The sequence below is a fragment of the Sorangium aterium genome (assembly GCF_028368935.1).
GTDB lineage: Bacteria > Myxococcota_A > Polyangia > Polyangiales > Polyangiaceae > Sorangium > Sorangium atrum.
Map to the genome: position 1 here is coordinate 3,716,946 of NZ_JAQNDK010000001.1, position 22,879 is coordinate 3,739,824.

The following is a 22,879-nucleotide window of genomic DNA, read 5'->3' on the forward strand; positions in this document are numbered from 1 at the left end:
AGACGGACTACCGAGGACGAGCGCGGCTGGAGCGGCCGCCGACCCGCGACCGCGAGAGTCGACGCTGAAGCGCGGCTCCGGCGACGGCGAGATAGAAGGCCATGGTTCCGCTACCTGACGCCGCTGGCCCCATGGTGCAGCCGTGGTCCCTCGGCGATCCCTCTCCGGGGCCGGTCGATGAGCTCGATGACCCCGTGTTTTCATCGGGTCCGGCCCCCACAGCGCTGCTCGATGCGGTGGCTGCCCCTGGGCCGCCGGAGCCTCCTGCACCGTTCCCGCCGTCTCCGCCGGCTGTGCCCGTCGAGGTTCCGCCCGCCGAGCCAACGGACGAGCTCATTTCGCCGCCGCCGGCGCCGCCCACGCCACCAGCGCCGCCCACGGCGCTGTCGCCGCCGCCAGAGCCGCCAGTACCGCCAGCGCCACCCGCGTCGCCGGCGCCACCAGCACCGCCCACACCGCCAGCGCCACCCGCGTCGCCAACGCCACCAGCGGTGCCAGCACCGCCCACACCGCCGGCGCCACCCGCGTCGCCAACGCCGCCAGCGGTGCCAGCACCGCCCAGGCCGCCAGCGCCACCCGCATCGCCAGCACCGCCCACACCGCCAGCGCCGCCGTCTCCGCCACCAGCGGCACCAATGCCACCAGCGGCGCCGACGCCACCAGCATCACCAGCGCCGCCCACGCCACCAGCAGCGCCCACGCCGCCGCTTCCGCTACCAGCGCCGCCCGCACCGCCGTCTCCGCCGCCAGCGCCGCCGTCTCCGCCGCCAACGCCGCTGTCTCCACCCGGGCCGCAGCCATTGTCCCCGGCGCTCCGCGGATGGGGGTCGTACAGCTCCGCATCCTTCTTCCCGTCCACGACGAGGACCTGGTCGCCCGGAAGCAGCGCGGTCACATGAGCGAGGTGGGACATCACGGTGGATGGGGCGGGTGTCCAGGAGTTCGTCGAAGGACGATAGATCTGCGCGACCGTCCCGCCGATGGCGAGCACCTCGCCCGTCGACAACAGCAGGGCCGAGTTGTTCACGCCCGACCCAATCAACATCGGCCCCGTGGGAGTCCAGACGTTCGTCGCCGGGTCGTAGACCTCCGCCGTCGTATCGACGACGAGCACGCGGCCGTCCAGGAGCCGCGTCGCCGCAGGGTGGCTCCGAGGCGTCCCCATGGGTGCCGCCAGCGACCAGGTATGGGTCGCTGGATCGTAGATCTCGGCGCTGGCGAGCGCTACCGCGGTCGAGGGGCCCGTGCTGTCTTCGAGTCCGTTGCGCCCGCCGACGACCAGCACCCTGCCGTCTTGCAGCAGCGTCGCCGCGTGCTCCGCGCGCCCGACGTTCATCCGCGCCACAGGGACCCAGGTGTCGTCGGCCGGCCGGTACAGCGCGGCCGATCGGATCCTGTCGATGGTGTACGGGTCGAGGGGGTCAAAAAACATCTCACCTCCCGCGATGAGCACCTCGCCGCTCCCGAGCAAGGTCGCCGTGTGTTTGGATCGCCACACGCTGTCCGGCGCGGTCAGCGTCCAGACATTCGCCGCCGGATCGTAGATCTCGTTGTTCAACTCCAGCGCTGGAGAGTCGTTCGGGATACCGCCGCTGATGAGCACCCTGCCGTCGGCGAGGCGTGTCAGATCGGGAGAAGACCGCGCGAAGTTCAAGGGAGCCGCCGTGGAGAGCGTCATGCTCGAGGGGTCGTAAAGCTCGTTGACCGCAATCGGGCCGATGCCGCCCGCGATCAGGATCTTTCCGTCCGGGAGCTCCACTGCCTTTGCGAAGTTCCGCGGCGTGTGCACCGGTCCAATCGGCGTCCCTGCGGGGGCGGCCGAGGGATCATAGATCTCGGCGCCCGGATGGCGCAGGCCACCGACGAAAAGGACCTTGCCATCCGGAAGCAGGGTCGCCGTACCTGCGCGGCGGGCCCCGTCGTTCACGGGACCTGACGAGAACGTTCGCGTGCTCGGATCGTAGACCTCGACCGGGTAGGCGATGTGAAGGTTCGATCCCATGCCCGAGACGACGACCCGCCCATCGCACAGGCGCGTCGCCGTGTGCCTGTCGCGCGGCACGCTCAGCGAGCCCGCGGGCGTCCATTCATTGGTGTCGGGATCGTAGACCTCGGTCGCGACCCCCCAGCTGGACACCACAAGCACGTCGCCGTCTTCCAGCAAGGTCGCCGTATGACCGGATCTGGCTTGAAGCATGCTCGGCCCCGGGGTCCACGCGCCGGTGGTGGGGTCGTAGATCTCGACGCTGGAGGAGGTGTTGCTCGTCGCGGTCCTGCCTCCCGTGACCAGCACGCGGCCGTCCAGCAGACGCGTCGCCGCGTGGTCGTTGCGCGCGATGGCCATCGCGGGCGTCGGCGACCAGCCGCCCGTCGTGGGATCGTAGATCTCGGCGGTGGCCGCCGCGAGGCCCCCGGCGACGAGCACCCGCCCGTCGTCGAGCACCGTCGCGGTGTGCCCCCCCCGCGCCGAGGTCATGGGTGCGGCGAAGGTCCACGTGTCGGTCGTTGGATCATAGAGTTCCGCCGTGCCGACACCCGTGCCGAGCGACCCGCCGCCACCCGTGACGAGCACCCTGCCGTCAGCGAGCAAGGTCGCCTGGTGAGCCCCCCGCGGCTCGTTCATCGGAGCAGCAGGCACCCAGGCGTCGAGCACGGGATCGTAGATGGCCGCGGTGGCGACCGGGAACAGCGTGAAGTCAGTATCCTGCTTGTATCCGCCCGCGATGAGCACCCTGCCGTCCGCGAGCGAGGTCGCCGTGTGCACCTCGCGGAGCGTCGCCTCGGGTGCGGCCGTGACGGTCCACGCCGGGTCGACGAGGAGCGGCATGCCTGTCTCCTCGACCCAGAGCGAGATCACATCGCCTTGCACGTCCAGCCGGGTCGCGATGCGCCCGAGCGGCGAAGCATAGGCTTCGGGAGCCGACACGATGATCCTCGCCTCCCCTGCCGCGTCGAGGACCTCCACGTTCGCGCCGCGGCGCTGGAGGCGCGCCCCTTCGACCTGCCACGAGGCGAGCGGCTCTCCGGCCGGCGCCCCCTCGGGGAACCAGAGCCATTCTTCCACGCCGTGTCGCTGCGCAGTCCAGAGCGCAAAACCACCCGCGCGAGGGTACGCGAGGGCGGCGCCGGCCTTCTGGCCTTCACCGCGCACTCCGACCTCGCGCACGTCGATGCCTAGCCCGTCCGGCAGGCCGAACCGCACGGCGCCGCTCCCGTCCGAGGGGAACGCGAGCGAGAGGCCACCTCGCGACGGGCTCGGCGCGAGCTCGAAGCCCCCCGCGGCGGGCCGGAGCGCGTCGCCGCCGCGGAGCACGGCCCGGGCGCGCTCCTCGAACTGCGCCTCCAGCGCCTCGACGTCGAGCGCTTCACCCGCAGGCGCCGCACATCCGAGCCCGCACGGCAGGCCGATGAGCAAGAGCAGCACCCCCCATCGCGCAAAACACCATGCAGCAAGACGCCACGAATGGCCATGAATCGCCTTTGTGCCCATATCCTTCCTTTCCCTGGTGCTCGCGCTCGTACCGGCCGGCCAGATCACCGGGCCCTCCCCTCCGAGGCAGCTCATCGAGCGAGACGTCGGCATGAGCCGTGCGACCTCCCCGAAGCGAGACGCGAGGCGGCCTCCTGGCTGCCGACGCTCGCTCGGTCTCCGCTTGGATGCGGCCAGCGGCGACCCCATTCACCGCGCCACGCAGGACCGGTGCCCCCTGCTCAGCGACGTCGCAGGCCGGGGCTCACCCGCGTGCGGAAGGAGAAAAGAACACCCCCATCGAGACACTTTGCAAGTAGTCTTACCCAACAACGTGCGCTGGACGCCCTGACTCGCTGTCGCCGGCACGGATCGGATATTGTGACGACAACACCTGGTTGTCGGAGTTCAGCTCGGGGCGCAAGGACTTCCCCCTGCTCTTCGATATCAACCACAACCCCAAGCCCGCCTACGACGCCGTGGTGGGCTTCTGAGGATCATGAACGCCAGTCGGGCCAGCGTGCCCGGCTCACGCTCGCCGCGACGCGCGCGGAACGCGCAACACCGGCGATGATCTGAGCCTCCCGCCTCCCACGGGCGTGGCCATTTCCGGCCACCCCATGGCCACTCATGGCCATTGTGCACGTGATTCCCGTGCTTTATCCCTCTGCCATGAGCTCCGAACGCGCGCCATCTTCCACGGCGTGGGCCGCGGGCAAGGCCCTCTGCATCCTGTCGGCCGTCGCTTACGGCCTGTTGACCGGGCTGATCGACATCCTCGATCCGCATCACCTCCGGAACCCTGACTGGCCCGGACACGCGAGGTTCCACCTGCTCTGGCAGATCAGCGCCGGGGCCCTCGGCGCGGTCGCTTCCATCTACCTCTTCTGGACGGCCACGCCGCGCACCGTGGAGCGTGTCCGGACAGGCGCGTTCCTGGGCGCCCTCCACATCGGCGGGTTCATCCTGGCCGCCGTCTTCAAGAGCGCCGCCGGCGCCGAGTTCGACGCCGGTGGCCGGGTCCTCCTCGGCTTCCTTCCGCCGAACATGCTGCACCTCGGCACGTCCGCGGCGCTGCTCTTCGCCGGCGTCTCCCTGTGTCACAAGAAAGGGGCTGCCACATGAGCCATCACACCGTCTCTGCTCCCGTCCTCATCATCGGCGCTGGCCCTTCAGGGATGGTGAGCGCGCTCTGCCTCGCCAGGCGCGGCGTCGACTGTGTGCTCATCGAGCGCCGGCCGGGCCTTGAGAATCACCCGAAGGCCCACGAGCTCTCGGCGCGCTCGATCGAGATCCTCCACGAGCTGGGGCTCGCTCATGGCGAGCTGTCCGCGGAGGCGTCGCCGGAGGAGGACGCCGCCAAGATCCTGTTCTGCGGCACGATCGGTGAGGAGTTCGGCTGCATCGATCTGCGAGCCAACGGCATCGGGCGCAAGTACCGAGAGCACCTCGAGGCGCCCATGCCCTACCTCAACCTCTCGCAGGTCGAGCTGGAGAAGCTCCTCCGCGAGCGGGTCTCGGCCTCGCCGCGGATCCAGGCGCTCCATCACCACCAGTGGGAGTCCTTCGAGCAGGACGCGGAGGGCGTCACCAGCCGGATCACGAACAGGACGACGGGTGAGACCTTCGCGGTCCGGAGCCAGTACGTCATCTGCTCCGACGGCGCCGGGAGCCGGAGCCGCAAGGCCCTCGGGATCGAGATGAAGGGCCCGGACAAGCTGCTCGACGTCGTCAACGCCTATTTTCAGGCAGATCTGCGCCGCGTGGTCCGCACCCGGGGCAAGCTCTACTTCATCTTCTCCCCCAAGGCGCCGGGCAGCGTGTTCATCGCCCACCACGTCGAGAAGCGCTGGGTCTTTCACCTCCCCGTGGCGACGCCGCACGAGAAGATCGAGGAGTATACGCCCGAGGTGATGCAGAAGAAGATCAAGGCGGCGCTCGGGCGGGACGACGTGGATATCGAGATCACATCGATGAGCCACTGGCGCATGACGGCGCAGGTGGCGGAGCGCTTCCGCAGCGGGCGCGTCTTCCTGGTCGGCGACGCCGCACATCGCTTCCCGCCCACGGGCGGGCTCGGCATGAACTCCGGCATCGGCGACGCGCACAACCTGGCCTGGAAGCTCGCGATGGTGATCGAGCGGCGGGCAGCGCCCGGCCTGCTCGACAGCTACGAGGCCGAGCGCCGCCCTGTCATCGAGACGAACTGCGACGAGAGCCGGCTCAACTTCGAGAGGATGAGCGAGGTCGCGGAGGCCTTCGGGATCGAGGTCGAGGAAGCTCAGTGGGTCAACGAGAAGCTGGCGAGCTCCACGATGCGCGCGCTGCCGGCCCCGCTCCGCGCCTGGACCGAGCGGCAGGTGCATCACTACGGAGAGAGCATCCTCTCGCGGTACCACCGCGATCCCTCGGTGAGAGAGCGCGTCCTCGCGGCCATCGCGCAGCAGAGGTCGCATTTCGACCGGATAGGGCTCGACCTTGGCTACACGTACGAAGAGGGCGCGCTGCTCGGCGACGGCACGAGGCCGCCTGAGGTCGACGACCGGGTGTCCTCGTACATCCCGTCGACGCGGCCGGGCGCGCGATTCCCGCATTTCTGGCTGGACGGCAACAGGAGACAGCGCGGCAGCCGCTCCATGATCGACTACGGCGCTTCGATCCTGCTGCTCGGCGCGGCCGTCGAGGCGCTGCCCGCGGACCTCGAGGCGCTCGAGCATGTCGAGGCGCGCCACGGCGTCCGGCTGTTCAGGCTGGGCTCGGCCGACATCCCTGCCTGCCACCGGGCCGCGGTGCACGCGCTCGCGCAGATCGAGCAGGACGGCGCGCTCCTGATCCGACCGGACGGGCATGTCGCGTGGCGCCAGCAGCGCGGCGTGACGTTATCCGTGGAGCTCATCGCGTCGATCGTGGAGCAAGTCTACGGGGTCTAGTTCCACCCACCAGGCGTCCTGCCAGGGATCCGGCGAGAGATTTCAACGCAAGGACGCAAAGCCGCAGAAAGGAAACGGGCGTCGTGGCGCCCTGCGCTCCTCCGGGAGACCGCGGGCGAGGGGCGGTCGCGACGTCACTGTGTCATCGGCAGCGCGACCAGGAGGTTCAGGTTGCACATCTCGTTCTGCGTGCCCCACCCCGGCAGCACCGGGGCCTCGGCGTCGCGCGTGTCGAAGGTGCATGTCACCTCGAGCGAGGAGCTCGGGTCGAGCAGCGGCCGCATGCGATACCAATAGACGCCCTGCCAGTGGACGTCCCAGTCGTCCACGCGCGCGATGCAGCTTTCCTGCGTCCCCGACCCCACGCGCAGGTCGAAGGTGCGCCCGCGCTCGTGCATGTGCGGCATCACGCCGAGAACCTCGATCGAGGGCAGCGCCGGGTCGAGCGCGAGCTCCGCCCGCGTCCTGCGCCATGTGTAGGCGGCGTCCTGCTGGCCGGGCGGCAGCGTGTCCGGGCCGTCCGGCTCGAAGAGGGTCGTCATGAAGCCGTCGTCCCCGACGAACACGGCGCGCCGCTCCACGGTGTCCTCGTAGCGGAGCCGGAGGCGCGTCGAGTCCTCGGCGGAGGCGCCCGCGTGGTCGTCATGGATGTTGTAATGCACCTGGACGACGAAGACGTCCTTCGCGGAGACCGGCGCCCCGGTGCCGCCGGGGAACTCGACAACATCCTGCCCGGGCGCCCAGGCGAACAGCGGCTGGAACGGCAGCTCGTCGGCCGGTCCGCCGAAGCACTCCCAGCCGGGCCGGTCCGGCGAGGCATCGTCGAGCTCCGTCATCACGTCCTGGTTCGTCTTGCCCTCCGCCAGCGACGCCTCCGAGGGGGTCACCCGATAGACCGTGACGTGATGAACGATGGACCGGACCCCGGGCGTCACCTGATATCCGGTGATGAAGCGGTCCGCGTCGAGGCCCGGGTCCACGGGGAAGCACCTCCACTCGTCGTGGGCCGCGAGGGGATCGGCGGGGTCGACCACGGGGGTGATCGGCGGCGTCATGTAGTCGACCCCGCCCTCGAGCGTGGGCACGGGCGGGGTGGGCGGCGCGCCCGCGCGATCGCCCTCGGCGCGCGCCCCTGTCGCCCAGCGATGGATGACGTCGAGCTCCTCGGCGGTGAGCGTCTCGTCGTCCTTGAAGTCGCCGCACGAGCCGTCGTGCTTCACAAGGAAAGGGGGCATATGGCCGCCCCGCACCGCGTCGTCGATCGCGCCGGCGCGCGCCTTCGCCGAGATGTAGTCGTCGAGGCGGAAGGGCGCGAGCCCGCCCTCCTGATGACACGCGGTGCACTTGGACGCCGTTATCGGCGCGACGTCCTGCCAGAACGTCGGCTCCTGCTCCGTCTCCGCCTCCTGCGCCGCGCATCCGAGGGAAAGCGCGAGGAGCGGCACGGAGGCGGCGAGGCCGCGCGCGTGGAGGAGCAGGATCGTCGTTCGCGTCGTTCGCCTCGATGGCCTCTCGTCGTGCTGTTTCAAGCGGACCTCCAGCAACTGTTTACGACGTACACTGTACTGTGTGTGGTATACGCAGTTGAAGGATGGCTGTCAAACCCAAGAGACGGCGAAAAACTGCGACGGAGTACAGCGGAGGCGGCGACGCCGTGCGCAGCCTCGAGCTCCTCTGGGGGGTCAGGAAGCGGCCGAGCCGGGGGCCCAGGCCCGGCCTGAGCCTCGATCAGATCGTGCGGGCCGCGATCGAGCTCGCCGACGGCGAGGGGCTCTCGGCGCTCTCGATGCAGCGGGTCGCCGGGAAGCTCGGGTTCACCACGATGTCGCTGTACAGGTACGTGCCGGGCAAGGCCGAGCTCCTGGATCTCATGCTGGACACCGCGGCGGGGGAGCTGCCCCTCGTGGACAGCGTCCCCGGGGGATGGCGGGCCAAGCTCGAGGCGGCGGCGCTCGCCGACTGGGCGCTCTACCACCGCCACCCGTGGTTCTTGCACGTGACGCCGGTGCGCCCCGTGATGGGGCCGAACGGGATGGCGGCGTACGACGCGGAGCTCCGCGCGGTCTGCGGGATCGGCCTCACCCCCCGCGAGGTGCTCTCCGCCGTCCACCTCGTTGACGGGTACGTCCGAGGCGCGGCGAGGCTCTCGGTGGACGCGGTCGAGGCCGAGCAGGAGACCGGCGTCACCGACGAGCAGTGGTGGTCCGAGCGCGCGTACTTCTGGGACAAGCTCTTCGACCCGGGGCGCCACCCGACGATGGCGAAGCTGATGCGCTCGGGCGCGTTCGACGACCACCCGTTCACGGAGGACGTGTTCCTGTTCGGCCTCCAGCGCGTGCTCGACGGCATCGAGGCGCTCGTCCGGTCGCGCTCCGGTCAGTGTGACGAAAGTCCCGAAACGTCACGACCCCCGGCGCGCGCTGGTGACGAAACTCCCGGCGACGCCCCCCGGCGTGACGAGGGGCCGACGTGCGCGCAGTGCGGCCGCGAGATCGCCCAGCCTGCCACGGGGCGGCCGCGGGCTTACTGCTCGCGGGCGTGCCAGCAGCGCGCTTACCGGGCGCGCAACGCGTCCGACGGGCGGTGATCGCGGCGGGATTTCTGACCCGCGGTACTAGCCCGTCCGGTCAGGCGGCGGCGTGCGGGCAGCAGCGCGGCATGGCAAGCGCTCTCGCCGCGGCAAAGCCGCCGGATGGCCCCGCTGCGGGCGTGGCGAGAGCGGTCGCGGCCGCGCTCTCACACCGTGTCCGGCGGCGCGCCGACGAACGCGCTCTCGTCGTAATGGCTGCGGGGGTTCCAGGCCGCGTAGCCCGCGCAGCCGGCGTCGTCGATCGCTCGGATCTGCTCCCGGATGTGCCACGGCGTGTACTCGTAGCGCTGCATGGGGCGCGAGCTGTCCAGATCGAACGCCTGGATCCAGCTGCGCAGCACCCCGATGCGCCCGGGCAGCGCCGCTACCCTGCGCCAGCCGGCCGAGAGCGACGCGTGCAGGATCTCGTAGGGGTGATGCGCAGGGTTCGCGAACCCGAAGCTGCCAGGGCCCCAGTGCGACGGGTACGGCATCGGCATCACGTAGTCGAAGAGCTCCACGGCGTCCTCCAGCCGCTGGCCTATCCCGTCCTGCGGCCCGAGCAGCGTGAACCCGAAGACATCCGCGGAGATCGGGCGAGACGCCGCATTGCCGACCTCCGCGCGGAGAAACTCGAAGAAAGCGCGGATCGTCGGCGCCCTCTCCTCGATCGGCGTCCGCGACCGCGGCTCGCGCGCCGCGCCGTAGCGCACGTAATCGTAGTTTACCTCGTCGAAGCCGACGTCGTACGCGCGGAGCGAGATCTCCGCGATCTCCCGCCATCGCGGCTGCGACCCGGGGTCGTGCCAGCCCCGCGGGCCGCCCTTGAACGCGACGAGCCGGGCGATGAGGTAGATGCCGGCGTCGCGCAGGGCGCCCAGCTGGACCCTTGTCACCTCGTCCCGCTCGAAGAGGAGCGCGCCCTCCTCCGATCGGATATCGATCACCAGGGAGTTCAGCTCTGTCCGCTGGACCAGGGAGGAGAGCCGATTCAGCCGGTCCACGCTCCTCCCCGCCGCGAAGCTCACGTAAACCGCCTTGGTGATCGTGGGCATGCTGTTCCCCCCGCCGAGGGGAGAGCACGTCCCCGGCCAAGGGAGCGCCGTGCGCGCCGGAACACCGCGAGAGCCCTACGCGACTTCCCGGCACTGCGCCTTCACACCGGAATTCTCGCGAGCCCCCCGGCCGCCCCCCTCACCCGGGTCACCCCCGCATCGCCTGGATCGGGCTGATCCGCGCAGCGCGGAGCGCCGGGAAAAACCCGCCGAGCAGGCCCATCACCGCCGCGATCGCCACCGACGTCACCAGGATCCCGGGCGTCGGCTCGAACGTGAACACGACCTCCGACCAGCTCGCGAAATTGACGGTCGAGAAGCGCACGAACCTCATGCCGAGCGCGGCGAGCACGCCGAGCGCCCCGCCCGCCAGCGCGAGGAGGACCGACTCGATGAGGAACGACAGGAGGATGCTGAACCGCGAGAAGCCGAGCGCCCGCAGCGTGCCTATCTCGCGCTGCCGGTTGGCGATCGACGAGTGCATCGTGATCATCGCGCCGATCATGGCGCCGATCGAGAAGAACACAGCGATGAGCACGCCCATCACCTTGATGAAGATGCTCGTCCCCTCGGACTGCTTCTCGTAATAGACGCTCTCGCGCATCACCTCGAGCCCGAGGTTCCGGTTCTGCTCGATCGACGCCTCGAACGCGTCGAACTTGCTGGCCGAGGTGAGCCGCGCCCGCACCGCGGAGACGCTCCCCTCGCGGCCGAACGCCGAGCGCGTCGTGTGCAGGTCGGCCCAGACCTCGGACTCCGACGAGGAGCCGCCGTCCTCGAACACCCCAACGACCTTCACCGGCCGGTTCTTTCGCAGCTCGAACGACTCGCCGATCGACAGGCCCTTGAAGCGGCCGCTGATCGCCTTGCCCACGATCACCTCGTCCGTGCCCGGCTGCGCCGGCCGGCCCTCGATGATCTTCACCTGCGGGCGGAACGCGAGCACGTCGTCGGGCACCCCGCGCACCTGGACGTTGGAGATGCCGTCCGTGCCGAGCTTCTCGAGGAGGATGACCGCGATCACCTCCCCCACCCCGTCCGGCTTGCCGTCCTGCCGCTTCGCGACCTCGGCGCTCGCGAGGATCACGCCGATCTGCTGCTCCTCGATGCTGCTCACCATCTCGGCGTCGGAGCCCTTCCGCATCACGATCGCGACGTCGTCCCGCGCGGTGCGCCCCAGGGTGCGCTCCACGCTGTTCGCGAGCATCAGCACCGACGCGAACACGAACACAACGAGGCCGAGCCCGGACGCCGTCGCGAGGGTCGTCGTCTTGCGCACCACCAGATTTCGAACGTTGTAGGCGACGGGGATCATGAGCGCTCTCTCCCGCTTTCAGGGTGTCGAAGACAGGCTGCGTGGGTCGCTCACGCCACGCGCCGGAGCGCGTCGGTGACCGAGAGTTTCGAGGCGTTGTGCGCCGGGAGGAGCGACGCGGCGAGCGACAGCCCCATCGAGAGCAGCACCGCCATGACCATCGTCGCAGGCTCGATCCGGAAGTAAGGGAACATGGAGCCCATGTTCTCCTCCAGCCATCGGCCCAGCCCGAGCTCGACGATCGGATACGAGATGACGAGCCCGATGAACCCCGCGAGCAGCCCGATGGTCGCGGCCTCGCCGATGATGAAGATCCTCACGTGCTTCGGCTCGAACCCGAGCGCGCGCAGCACGCCGTACTCCCGCGACCGCTCCCGGACGCCCATGGCGATCGTGTTGCCGAGGATCATCATCATGATGAGAAGGATGATGATGGACACGACGTTGAGCGCCGTCAGCACGGCCGACATCATCGCCATGAACGAGAGGTTCATCGCCCGCTCGCTCATCGTCGCCGTCTGGACGTCCTTCTCGTCGAAGATCTTGTCGATCGCCGCGCTGATGTCCGCGCTCCGCGACGGGTCGTCGATCCGGGCGGTCATCCAGCCGATCTGGTCGCGCTGCCGCTCGGGGAGCGACTCGTTCAGGTAGTCGTAGTGAAAGATGAACTGCGACCTGTCGATCGACTTGCGCGTGGCCGTGTAGATCCCCGAGACGTTGAACTGCCAGTTTCCGGGGTAGATCGTCCCCTCCAGCGTCACCGTGTCGCCCGGCTTCACCTTGAGCCGGGTCGCGAGGACGTCGCCCACGATGGCGCCCTTCCTGTCGCCCAGCCACCGCTCCATGTCCTCGGGCGAGACGACCATCTCGTCGTAGACCTTGAAGAAGGTCTTCGACTCGACGGCCATCGAGGCGAAGAAATTGTTGGCGTCGCGCGGGTCCTTGGCGCCGAACCAGCTCATGAAGGACCCCTCCGTCACGCCGGGGACCTCGCGGACGGTGTCCATGTAGCGCTTCGGCAACGGGAGGATGAACGAGATCTTGTGCCGCGTCGCGATCCGGTCCTTCGCGGCGTAGTCGGCGGCGACGTTCCACGCCGAGAGCACCGTCCGGAGGAGCACGAACGCGAGCACCGCCACCGCCGCGCCGATCACGGTCAGCAGCGTCCTGAACTTGTTGCGAAGGACGTTCCTGGCGGCGACGGAGACGAGGTTCATGACAGGTTCCCCTTGTCGAGCCGGCGCGTCACCGTGGCGCGCTCGGCGGCCTGCGGGTCGTGCGTGACCATCAGGATGGTCTTCTTGAACTCCTTGTTGAGCTTCTCCAGGAGGGCAAGGATCTCGTCGGCGCTCTTGCGATCGAGATCGCCGGTCGGCTCGTCCGCCACGATGATCGTCGGGTCGTTCACGATCGCCCGCGCGATCGCGACCCGCTGCTCCTGGCCGCCGGAGAGCTGCCGGGGATAGTGGCCCATCCGCTCCTCGAGCCCGACGACGCGCAGGGCCGTCTGCGCGCGCTTCCGCCGCTCGGACGCCGAGAGGTTCGTGAGCAGGAGCGGCAGCTCGACGTTCTCGACCGCGGTGAGCACCGGCATCAGGTTGTAGGCCTGGAAGATGAAGCCCATCGTCCTGGAGCGGAAGCGCGCCAGCTCGCCGTCGCTCATCCGCGTGAGGTCCTGCCCCGCCACGCGCGCCGTGCCGCGCGTCGGGCGATCGAGCCCGGCGATCAGGTTCAGCAGCGTCGACTTGCCCGAGCCCGAGGGCCCCATCAGCGCCTCGTACGACCCCTCGGGGACGTCGAGCGTGATGTTGTCGAGCACCACGATCGGCTCCTTGTCGCGGAAATAGCTCTTGCCGACCCCCTGCAGCTCGACAATGGGCTTCGGCTTCCCGTCGCGATACCCCTCGGTCATTCGCTCCCCTTTTCCCTCTCTTTGACCTTCTGACCGTCCGCGAGGTCGGCCGCCGGCCTCGCCACGAGGCGCGCCCCCGGGGCCGGGCCGTCGAGCAGCTCGAGCCCGCCGGGCGCGGGGCCGCCCACCTTGATGGGCACCATCTTCACCTGACCCTCGTTGACAACGAACACCACCTTGGCGCCGAGCCGCTCGACCACCGCGGACTCGGGCACGACGCGCTTCGGCGGCTCCTTCATCGCCTCCTCGGACAGCGCCTCGGCGAGGAAGCTGACGCGCGCGCTCATCTCCGGGAGCGCCTCCTTCGGCTCTCCGACGAACTTCACCTTCACCGGGATGGTCGCCTTGGCGCGGTTCACCCGCTTGCCGATCTCGAGCGTCGTGCAGCGGTGGCGCTTCGAGGGATACGCGTCGAGGACGACCTCGCACGGCTTGCCGGGCTCGACGAGGTAGAGGCGCGTCTCCGGGACATCGGTCTCGACGACGAGCGACGAGAAGTCGGCGATCTCGACGAAGTGCGGCAGCTCGAGGCCGACGACCTCCCCGACCTCGGGCGGCTTCGACATGATCGTGCCGTTGATCGGCGCGATGATCCTCCGGTCGGCCAGCGTGACCCGGAGGCTCTCGACGTCGGCCGCCGTGGCCTTGACCTCGGCGTCGGCCGCCGCCGCCGACTGGGTGAGCGAGTGCATGCGCGCGGTCAGGTCCTCCATCGACGCGCGGCCGGTCACCTGGCGCTCGACCAGCAGCCGCTCCCGCGCGACCTGCTGCTCCACCTCGAGGATGCTCGCGCGGGAAGCCGCGGCGCGCGCCCGCGCCGCTGCGACCTTGGCCTGGGCCGCGGCCACGAGGCTCTTCTGGTCGGCGTCTTCGAGCTCCACGAGCAGGTCGCCCTGCTTCACCACGTCGCCTTCCTTGACGTGCACCCGCGCGATGCGGCCGGGGATCTTGGCGCCGACCTTGGACACGACCTGCGGGACCACATACCCGGTCGACGTCACGGAGATCGACGCCTGCGCCGGCGAGACCAGCGCGACCTCGGTGGTGGTGACCTCGGTCTTGAAGATCGCGCTCTGCGCCCTGGGCAGGGCGAACGCGGCGGCGCCGGCGACGGCCGCGAGCACGACCGCGGCGACGAGGGCGGTGCGGAGCGGGCTCCGCCGATCGGGATCGACGTCCCGCTGGATCCGGAGCGATGCGAGATCCGAGCTGAGCTGGTCGGACACGGCGTCTCCCTTAACACGCTTCCGGCGTCGCGTTGAACTTCTATCGTTCCTTTTTAACGCGCGGCGCCAGCCACGCCCGACGCGCAGGACGCGGCCTCGCGCCCGACCCTGGAGCGGCGCTTGCGTCATAGCGAAATCGCTTCCCGCCGTGACAATTCGCCCGTCCAGACCGCAATGCACCGGGCGGCTGTGCCCGCCGCGCCTCACCTGTGGATGCGCGCTCCCTGGCGCGCGGCGGCGCTCGGGCCCTCACGCGAAGCGCACGGCGGGCCTCACGACCGTTCGCTGGCGCACCAGCGCACCGTTCCAGCGATGGGGCAGGAGCGGAACGCGGGGAAGGAAACCGCTGCAAGCAATCGAAACTACAAGCATTTTTTTGAATCAAGATGACGAGCGACCGATCGCGAACGACAGCGTCGCAAAACGGCCGAAGTGCCAATCACCGAGACCCACGCGGCGGAGCAGGCGCGAGGTGCACTGCGCGCCACACACGAGGTGGGATTGACGCCGGCGGTGCTGTACGCGCCGACGCGGGCTGCGGCGCGCCGCGGTGATCGGTGCGTGCGCCTGTGGTGCGAGACAGGCGCCATGCTCTCCCGGCGCTCCCGAGACCAACACCGCGTCTCGACGCCCCGACGCCGCACGTCTACGCTGTGACGATGGGTTTCGTCGCGAGCCTTTTCATCGTCTACGGGGTCGCCGGGGTGGTGCTGGGCGTCGCGGTCGCCATCGCGATCGGGCGCTGCCTCCACCACCGGCGGCGCTCGCAGATCGCCGCGTATGCGCGGAGCCCTTCGGCATCACCCGGCGCGATACGCGAGGGGTTTGCGCTCCTGCGCGGCGAGGTGAGCGCGGAGGACGCCGCGCCGGGCGAACCGGTGATCGCTGTCGAGATCCCGTGCGGCGGCCATGCCAGCGCCGCGCCGAGCGCGTGGCAGACGCGGGCGCGCGCGTTCTCGCTCCGGCTCCCCTCGGGCGCCGCGGTGCGGGTCGAGCCGACGAGCGGCAGGCTGAGCCTCGACACAACCTTCGTCCCGACGAGGCGCGGCGGCGCGCCCGCCTACGTGTCCGAGGTCCGCCCCGGCGACACGATCTACATCGCGGGCTCGGTGCGCCGCGAGATCGACGCGAGCGCCGCTGGCTCGGGGTACCGCGACGCCGCGCGGGCCTGGGTGCTCCGGGCGCCTGCGCACGGCAGCCTCTGCGTCGCCTCGGAGACGGTCATCGCCCACCACGCCCAGCGCGCGCGGTTCCACCGCGCCTGGGCGCTCGCGCTCGGCGGGGCGCTCGCGGCGCTCCACCTCGGCCCGTTCCGCGCGTTCCACGCGAGCGTGCTCGGCACCGTCGAGTCGGCCGGGAGCATCGACATCGGCTCGGCCGCGCTCGCGCTCTTCTTCGTCGGCGCCGCGGCGCTCACCTACCGCACCCTGGCCGAGCAGACCTCGCCCTGGATCGAGCTCCGCGTGGATCGCTCGAGGGCGGCCTAGCTCAGGCTGCGCGATTCGTCTGTAGCCGCGGCTTGCGCGCGGTGGATCGCCCGCGAGCAGGGATTGCGTGCCGAAGCGCCCTGGAGGCCTCCGGCAAGGCGTTGTCGGCAACCAGCAGGCCTGTGCCGCGGTGGTCCGGCATGTACATGTCGAGCGTCGGCTCGGCTGCGTCGTGGCGCGCTTCCGCTTGACGAAGAAAATGACGGTCTTGCCCTCCGGCTGGTCGGAATCGACGCCGGGATTCTCACGCGGTAAGGCGAAGGCGCCATGTCCCCGTCCGACCCCTTGTTGGTAGATCACGCGCCCCCCTCTCGGCTCGAGGCCGGCAAGGCCGCGCGGGTCCTGGCCGTGGCCCGCCTGGTCAAGCGCTTCGTGAGCGCCGGAGGGCGCCCCGACGCGACGCCCCCCACCTTCCCCGCGAGAGGATGCCATGCCCCTTGTGATCATCGTGTGGAACCCGGTGCACGAAGTCCTTCAGAAGCTCTCCCTGGGCCAGAAGTGGGAGGAGCTCGTTGCCGCGTTGGACGTCGCACAGAAGCGGTTCGTCGGCGTCAACGACGAGCTCATCTTCGTCGCACCAGACTACCTGTTTCACGACGATGTCGAACCGTACACGACGAAGGATTTGGAGTTCTATGGAAGCAAGATGAAATCCCTATCGAACGAGCTGCCGTCAAAATACCTTGTAGTGGCCGGCTCCATGCAGTGGGTCGATGACGGCAAGAAGAAGCTGTCGGTGTCCACGCTCGTCGCGAGCAAGGAATTCGTATTTCGCTACGACAAGAAGCGCAAGGCGGGCACCGAGGACTCCCCGCAGTTCGCGTTCAACCCGGGGACAACCACGGGCCACTTCGAGTGGAGTGGGCTCTCGTGCGGGATCGAGATCTGCCAGGATCACGAGGAGGCGGTCCTCCTCGATGAGGTCAGGAAGACCCTCGATATACACATCATGCTCTCGTTCGGCCAGATCCGGCGCGATCGGAACATGGCGCTCAAACGTGAGGGCATCTTCATTCAATGCGAGCTCGAGAGCTATGAATACTGGAACAAGCAAAAGCCCGGGTTTGAACCGGTGAGCGGCATTTTTCGACATAACCTTAAGCACCATCAGAGTTCCAAGCAATTAATACCACAGGTCAAATCGATCGCGGACGGACTGGAGGAGACGAGCCATGGTATCTTCCGGCTCGCCAAGACGGGACCCCGCACGACGTTCACAACGACGCAGCCGCTCACGTTCCAGAAGACGACGCCCCTGCTCACGACCTCGACGACGACGCCTCTGCTCACGACCTCGACGACGACGCCTCTGCTCACGACCTCGACGCCGCAGCCGCTCACGCTCCAGACGACGCCGCAGCCGCTCACGCTCCAGAAGACGGCGCAGCCGCTCACGCCCCCGAAGACGACCACGCCGTCGTTCACGCTCCCGCCCCCGACGTCGAAGTCGGTGCTCCCTCCAACGTCGCGCGTGGTTCAGCAGATCCCCACCTGGCAAGAGGATGACCTCGTCTCGCGGTGCCCTCTGTGCGACCGTGATTTCTCGTTCACGCTGCGTCGCCACCATTGCCGCAAGTGCGGCAAGGTCGTTTGCGACGACTGCTCCACGGCACGGAAGATCCTTCCAAGCCCCGTCCCGAAGCCGAGCTTCTTTTGGAGCAGCACGGTGGAGACGGGGGCGCTGCGCGTCTGCGACTCGTGCAACTGATGGCAGGATGGCGCTCTCCCTCGTTCGATCCCGTCCAGGCTCGGAGGGCTCATCCCCTGCCTCGTCGCGCTCGACGCCCGACCGCCGGGCGCTGCGCGAGCGGCTCCTCACGCGGGCCTTCGCGCGAAGCGCACGGCGGGCCTCACGACCGTTCGCTGGCGCACCAGGGCACCGCTCCAGCGATGGATCAGGAGCGGAACGCGGGGAGGGAAACCGCTGCAAGCAATCGAAACTACAAGCATTTATCGAACCCAGCGCACGAGCGACCGATCGCGAACGACAGCGCTGCACAACGGCCGAAGTGCCAATCACCGAGACCCACGCGGCGGAGCAGGCGGGAGATGCGCTGCGCGCCACACACGAGGTGGGATTGACGCCGGCGGCGCTGTACGCGCCGACGCGGGCCGCGGCGCGCCGCGGTGATCGGTGCGTGCGCCTGGGGTGCGAGACGCGCGCCGTGCTCTCCCGGCGCTCTTGAGACCAACACCCCATCTCGACGTCCCGACGCCGCACGTCTACGCTGGCACGATGGGTTTCGTCGCGAGCCTTTTCATCGTCTACGGGGTCGCCGGGGTGGTGCTGGGTGTCGCGGTCGCCATCGCGATCGGGCGCTGCCTCCACCACCGGCGGCGCTCGCAGATCGCCGCGTATGCGCGGAGCCCTTCGGCCTCGCCCGGCGCGATACGCGAGGGGTTCGCGCTCCTGCGCGGCGAGGTGAGCGCGGAGGACGCCGCGCCGGGTGACGCGGTGATCGCTGTCGAGATCCCGTGCGGCGGCCACCTCGGCCCGTTCCGCGCGTTCCACGCGAGCGTGCTCGGCACCGTCGAGCCGACCGGGAGCATCGACATCGGCCCGGCCGCGCTCGCGCTCTTCTTCGTCGGCGCCGCGGCGCTCACCTACCGCACCCTGGCCGAGCAGACCTCTCCCTGGATCGAGCTCCGCGTGGATCGCTCGAGGGCGGCCTAGCGCACCGAGCGCGCTGGAGTCCCGAGGAAATCAACAGAAGGGAAGAGAAACCGCAAGGGGCGCGAGGGGCGCAAGGGACGGGCAAGAGAAGTTCTCGTCTCTGGTCCCTTGCGCCCCTCGGCGCCCCTTGCGGTTCCTCTCTTTTCTGCATTCCTTGCCCTTGGACCTTGCTTCCCGGCAGATCGGTCGGGCCTCGCAACCCATTGATTCGCTTGTTCACGTTATCCAAGGGGCCGCGCGGCGCCGGCGATCCTGACGCTATGCGCGCGTCAGCGCGACGACGAACTCCAGGAAGGCGCGGACCTTGGCCGACACGAGCTGTGCGGCATGATGGTACGCGTAGAGGGGATACGTCTCCTCGGCCCACTCCGGCAGCACTTGAACGAGCCGTCCGTCGGCCAGGAGCTCGCGCGTGTAGAGCTCGAGCACCTGCGCGATCCCTTGTCCCGCGAGGCACGCCGCGAGGAGCGGACCGACCCCGTTCACCATCAGCTGTCCGGAGGCGCTCACGGGGACGACCTTCTTCCCGCGCACGAACTCCCATGCGAAATGGCTCCCCGTGGAGGGATCTCGCATCAGGACACACGGGTGCTTCTCGATGTCGCTCGGGCGGTGCGGCGCCCCGTGGCGCGCGAGGTACGCCGGCGATGCGCAGGTGACGACGCGCGTGCGCAGGAGCAGGCGAGACTTCAATGCCGACGGCTCCGGGTGACCGAACCGGACGGCGACGTCGAAGCCGTCGCGGATCAGGTCACCCATGCGATCGCGCACGGCGATCTCCATGGAGAGCTCGGGGTGGCGCGCGAGGAACGGCCCCAGGCGGGGCGTCAGCACGAACTGCCCGACGCTCCCGTCGACGTTCACGCGCAGGCGGCCGCGAACCTTGGCCGAGGAGCCGCCCGCCTCGATGGTCGCGTCCTCGATGGCGGCCAGGTGGGGCGCCACCGACTCGTAGTAGCGGAGCCCCTCGTCGGTCAGCGAGATGGAGCGGGCGGTGCGGCGGAACAGGCGCACGCCGACGCGGTCTTCGAGGCGGGCGATCGCACGGCTGACCGCGGATTGCGTGAGGCCGAGCGCCTCCCCCGCGCCAACGAAGCTCCCGGCCTCCACGACCGCGCGGAGGACGCCGAGGCCGTCCAGCGAACGCCTGTCGAACCCGCGAGGCCTACTTTTGATCATGCTCAGGCTTCCGAGGATACACGTGCAGCAGGCTCGATCGGCCGTTATTTCGATGCCTGAAAGGAAAGGGCACCACATGATCACGGCGAGCGAAGTAAGGTTGGGCAAGAGCGGTCCTTCGGTGTTTCCCATCGCCCTCGGCTGCATGGGCATGGGGGCTGGGAGCTGGTACGGGGTATCGGACGAGGCCGAGAGCATCGCGACCATCCACGAGGCGCTCGAGCGGGGCGTGAACGTCCTCGACACCGGCGACTTCTACGGCATGGGCAAGAACGAGCTCCTCGTCGGCAAGGCGCTGCGACGTCGCCGCGACAAGGCGCTCCTCAGCGTCAAGTTCGGAGCGCTCCGCGGCCCGAACGGCGAGATCCTCGGGCACGACGCGCGTCCGGCCACGACGAAGAACGCCCTGGCGCACAGCTTGTCGCGCCTCGGGGTAGACCACATCGACATCTACAGGCCGTCGCGCCTCGATCCCAATGTTCCGATCGAGGAGACGGTGGGCGCCATCGCCGACATGGTGAAGGCGGGCTACGTCCGCTACATCGGCCTGTCCGAGGTCGGCGAGGAGACGATCCGGCGCGCGGCGGCGGTGCATCCGATCTGCGATCTGCAGATCGAATATGCGCTGGTGAGCCGCGGCGCGGAGGTCGGCGTCATCCCGGCCCTGCGCGAGCTCGGGGTCGCGATGACGGCGTACGGCGTCCTGTCCCGCGGGCTGCTCACAGGCGCAAAGCCGTCGGGCGAGGGCGACTACCGCGCGCACATGCCCCGCTTCTCCGCGGGCAATGCCGAGAGGAACCAACCCCTCGTCGATGCGCTCGCGCGCCTCGCGACGGAAAAGGGCGTGTCCCCGGCGCAGCTCGCCATCGCGTGGGTCCGCGCGAAGGGCGCGGCTCAGGGCGTGACGATCGTCCCGACCCTGGGGTCGCGCACGCGCAAACAGCTCGTGGAGGCGCTGTCGAGCCTCGATGTCTCGCTCGACGCGTCGGAGGTCGCTGAGCTCGAGGCCGCGGTGCCCGCGAGCGAAGTCGCCGGCGCGCGCTACCCGGAAGTCCACATGGCGATGCTCGACAGTGAGCGCTCTCAGGAGAGGCGTCCCGCACCGTCGAGCAGCGACGCATCGAACGGCCAAGGGCGCTGAAGGGCAGGGCGACGCCGCCCTGCGCTAGATAAGTTGCTCTTACAGCGTCACCTTTCCAGTGCGGTGGCCCTCGGTTGGGACAGCGTGCTGGAACATCGGTCGGCTCGCCGAGCGGAAGCCGCGTCGTGCTGCCATTCGTTTTCGATACCAGGCGAGGTGATTGCGCCGGGGCGAACCAATAGCCGGGGTTACGCCGCGAGCTCCTCAATTTCGGCTCGGACGGCGTGCTCCGCGAATCTGCTCGAGCGTTGGTGGCGTTCGCCTTTCGATTTCAGCGGAGGTACGGGCTCAACGCCTGGAACCAAACCTCGGCCATGCGGTTATACCCTGCCTGGTTCGGGTGGAGATTGTCGGCGAAGAGGGACTGCTTGTAGTTCGGGTCGTTGGTGAACGCTGTGTACATGTCCACCAGCACGATGTGCTGCCCCTTGCTAACGCGCGTCGAAACCAGGTCGGGCATGGCCGCGTTGTAGGCCTTGACGTTGTTGTTCGTGCCGTCCGTTCTCGTCGGCACGATCTGCGCGAGCACCACGAGGATGTTCGGATCACGCATGAAAATCGAGTCGAGCAGCTTGCCCAGGCGATTCGGTGCGTCCGCAAGGTTGATGTTACCGTTGATGTCGTTCGTTCCGATCATCAACGTAATGATGTTGGGCTTGTAATTCGGAATGCTGGTGCCCACGAGCTGCGCGATGCCGTTGTTGCCCTCGATCGTCCAGCCGCCGTGACCCTCGTGGTTCCTCGGGAACGTCACTCCGTCCACCATGGGCACGCTGTAATCACTGGCGGAACCGACGAAGGTGATGTCGCGGTTCGCTTCGAGCGCGAGGTGGAACAGCGGGGCGCGGTAGCCGCCGGCGACGTTGAATCCCTGCGTGATTGAATCGCCGAAGGGCATGATCTTACAGGAGCCGCTCGCCGGGCAGGGCTGGAATGCCGGGCCGCCGCCCGCGCCAGCGCTGCCCCCTGCGCCACCTCCCTCGCCCGCGGTACCTCCGACACCGTCGGATCCGCCGCCCATGCCACCCGAGCCCGCTCCGCCGGCGCCCCCGGTGCCGCCGCCGGCCGTGCCTCCCCCACCGGCGTTCGCCGCGCCCCCGCTGGTCGCGCTCGAGCCGGAACTGCCGGGCGAGCCGCCACCCGCCGCTGTCCCGCTGCCGCTCGTGGTCTCGGAGCTGGCCGTGCTCGCGGTTCCGCCCGTCGTCGTGCCCGGCGAGTCGGCGTCATCACTGCACGCTGCGACGAGCAGCACCACACACGCGAGGACGGCGGAAGAAGAGAATTTCAGGCGGTGTACGAGCATCTCCTACGCATAGCACGATCGCGTGCTCCACCGCGATTGTGAAGCGCAGCTTATCGAGGTTGCCGTCGTCGTTGAACTATTTTATCGCGAGGGGAAGTGCGTCTGGACGGCGGCGCTCTTCGCGGCCACGCGGCGGCCGAGCGCGAACGGCGGTTACACCTCTCCAGCTACCCCCATGGCCGCCACCCTCTGCGAGGCCAGCGGAGATTCCGTGCCGTGTCAGGAGGACGTGCCTCCGGTGCTCCCGCAGGGGGGAGGGCGCCCGGCCTCCGCGCTCTCAACGAGCGGCTCCTGGGTCGTTCCGCTGCGGCTGTATGTGGTCGCCTTGGGTCTTGCCTGCCGCAGGCACGCGAGGCACGCCCGCCGCGAGGCATGTGCTTTCGTCCATCGACACCTCCGGCACGGGTTTCTAAGCGGCGCAGAGGCTCGACGACAGGATGGGGGTCGCCGAACGCGTACTCCCATCCTGTGGAGGGATGCGGATCGCGTAAGGCTCTCTATGTCCACCAGCGCGTGCACCGTGGCTGCACAGTGAAACGGCCACTACGCGGAGATTGACTTTCGGATCGCGTTTGCATTTCCTAGCCCTGGGATTCACCGAATAGCCAGGCGACACTGT

17 protein-coding genes are annotated in these 22,879 nt (G+C 69.2%); 8 read left to right on the forward strand and 9 right to left on the reverse strand.

Features of this window, described 5'->3' with window-relative positions:
• Window positions 1–7: 7 nt before the first annotated feature.
• Entirely contained in the window at window positions 8–3,424 is a 3,417-nt protein-coding gene (locus tag POL72_RS13770; RefSeq protein WP_272095649.1) for a Kelch repeat-containing protein, read from the reverse strand.
• Window positions 3,425–3,840: 416 nt separating this feature from the next.
• Between POL72_RS13770 and POL72_RS13775 the strand changes: the two genes are divergently transcribed.
• From POL72_RS13775 to POL72_RS13785, 3 genes are all read left to right on the forward strand, one after another.
• Window positions 3,841–3,963, forward strand: a complete 123-nt coding sequence (locus POL72_RS13775; protein ID WP_272095948.1) for an endo-1,4-beta-xylanase — start codon at window positions 3,841–3,843, stop codon at window positions 3,961–3,963.
• Between the two features lie 178 nt (window positions 3,964–4,141).
• The gene (locus POL72_RS13780) at window positions 4,142–4,594 is read left to right on the forward strand and encodes a hypothetical protein (protein WP_272095650.1); all 453 of its coding nucleotides are present in this window, start codon (window positions 4,142–4,144) and stop codon (window positions 4,592–4,594) included.
• A complete protein-coding gene (locus tag POL72_RS13785; RefSeq protein WP_272095651.1) occupies window positions 4,591–6,399 on the forward strand; it encodes an FAD-dependent monooxygenase in 1,809 nt (602 codons plus the stop codon). Before POL72_RS13780 ends, POL72_RS13785 begins: the two co-directional genes overlap by 4 nt.
• A gap of 134 nt (window positions 6,400–6,533) precedes the next feature.
• Here the strand turns inward: POL72_RS13785 and POL72_RS13790 are convergent, their stop codons facing one another.
• Window positions 6,534–7,928 (reverse strand): monooxygenase, encoded by a 1,395-nt coding sequence (locus tag POL72_RS13790; RefSeq protein WP_272095653.1) that lies wholly within the window; start codon window positions 7,926–7,928, stop codon window positions 6,534–6,536.
• A gap of 125 nt (window positions 7,929–8,053) precedes the next feature.
• On the opposite strand from POL72_RS13790, the gene POL72_RS13795 reads away from it, so the two are divergent.
• Complete coding sequence (locus tag POL72_RS13795; RefSeq protein WP_272095654.1) at window positions 8,054–8,986, forward strand: TetR/AcrR family transcriptional regulator; 933 nt, start codon at window positions 8,054–8,056, stop codon at window positions 8,984–8,986.
• Window positions 8,987–9,135: 149 nt separating this feature from the next.
• On the opposite strand, the gene POL72_RS13800 is transcribed toward POL72_RS13795, so the two are convergent.
• From POL72_RS13800 to POL72_RS13820, 5 genes are all read right to left on the reverse strand, one after another.
• Window positions 9,136–10,023 carry a putative glycoside hydrolase gene (locus POL72_RS13800; RefSeq protein ID WP_272095656.1) on the reverse strand — a complete coding sequence of 296 codons (888 nt, stop codon included), beginning with the start codon at window positions 10,021–10,023 and terminating at the stop codon, window positions 9,136–9,138.
• 148 nt (window positions 10,024–10,171) lie between these two features.
• Window positions 10,172–11,338, reverse strand: coding sequence for an ABC transporter permease (locus tag POL72_RS13805; protein WP_272095658.1), 1,167 nt, complete (start codon window positions 11,336–11,338; stop codon window positions 10,172–10,174).
• Window positions 11,339–11,388: 50 nt separating this feature from the next.
• Window positions 11,389–12,555, reverse strand: a complete 1,167-nt coding sequence (locus tag POL72_RS13810) for an ABC transporter permease (protein ID WP_272095659.1) — start codon at window positions 12,553–12,555, stop codon at window positions 11,389–11,391.
• On the reverse strand, window positions 12,552–13,250 hold the full coding sequence (locus POL72_RS13815; protein WP_272095660.1) for an ABC transporter ATP-binding protein: 699 nt from the start codon (window positions 13,248–13,250) through the stop codon (window positions 12,552–12,554). The genes POL72_RS13810 and POL72_RS13815 overlap by 4 nt, the downstream gene beginning before the upstream one ends.
• On the reverse strand, window positions 13,247–14,476 hold the full coding sequence (locus POL72_RS13820; RefSeq protein WP_272095661.1) for an efflux RND transporter periplasmic adaptor subunit: 1,230 nt from the start codon (window positions 14,474–14,476) through the stop codon (window positions 13,247–13,249). The genes POL72_RS13815 and POL72_RS13820 overlap by 4 nt, the downstream gene beginning before the upstream one ends.
• 659 nt (window positions 14,477–15,135) lie before the next feature.
• Here POL72_RS13820 and POL72_RS13825 point away from each other — a divergent pair.
• The 3 genes from POL72_RS13825 to POL72_RS13835 all read left to right on the forward strand — a co-directional run bounded on the left by POL72_RS13825 (window position 15,136) and on the right by POL72_RS13835 (window position 18,637).
• Complete coding sequence (locus POL72_RS13825) at window positions 15,136–15,963, forward strand: hypothetical protein (protein WP_272095662.1); 828 nt, start codon at window positions 15,136–15,138, stop codon at window positions 15,961–15,963.
• Between the two features lie 430 nt (window positions 15,964–16,393).
• Complete coding sequence (locus POL72_RS13830) at window positions 16,394–17,671, forward strand: FYVE zinc finger domain-containing protein (protein ID WP_272095663.1); 1,278 nt, start codon at window positions 16,394–16,396, stop codon at window positions 17,669–17,671.
• A gap of 528 nt (window positions 17,672–18,199) precedes the next feature.
• Window positions 18,200–18,637: a hypothetical protein gene (locus tag POL72_RS13835; RefSeq protein WP_272095664.1), complete on the forward strand. Its 438-nt coding sequence runs from the start codon at window positions 18,200–18,202 to the stop codon at window positions 18,635–18,637.
• Window positions 18,638–18,895: 258 nt separating this feature from the next.
• On the opposite strand, the gene POL72_RS13840 is transcribed toward POL72_RS13835, so the two are convergent.
• Window positions 18,896–19,816: a LysR family transcriptional regulator gene (locus tag POL72_RS13840; RefSeq protein WP_272095665.1), complete on the reverse strand. Its 921-nt coding sequence runs from the start codon at window positions 19,814–19,816 to the stop codon at window positions 18,896–18,898.
• Between the two features lie 76 nt (window positions 19,817–19,892).
• Between POL72_RS13840 and POL72_RS13845 the strand changes: the two genes are divergently transcribed.
• Window positions 19,893–20,957: an aldo/keto reductase gene (locus POL72_RS13845; RefSeq protein ID WP_272095666.1), complete on the forward strand. Its 1,065-nt coding sequence runs from the start codon at window positions 19,893–19,895 to the stop codon at window positions 20,955–20,957.
• Between the two features lie 271 nt (window positions 20,958–21,228).
• On the opposite strand, the gene POL72_RS13850 is transcribed toward POL72_RS13845, so the two are convergent.
• On the reverse strand, window positions 21,229–22,209 hold the full coding sequence (locus POL72_RS13850) for an SGNH/GDSL hydrolase family protein (RefSeq protein WP_272095667.1): 981 nt from the start codon (window positions 22,207–22,209) through the stop codon (window positions 21,229–21,231).
• Between the last annotated feature and the right edge of the window lie 670 nt (window positions 22,210–22,879).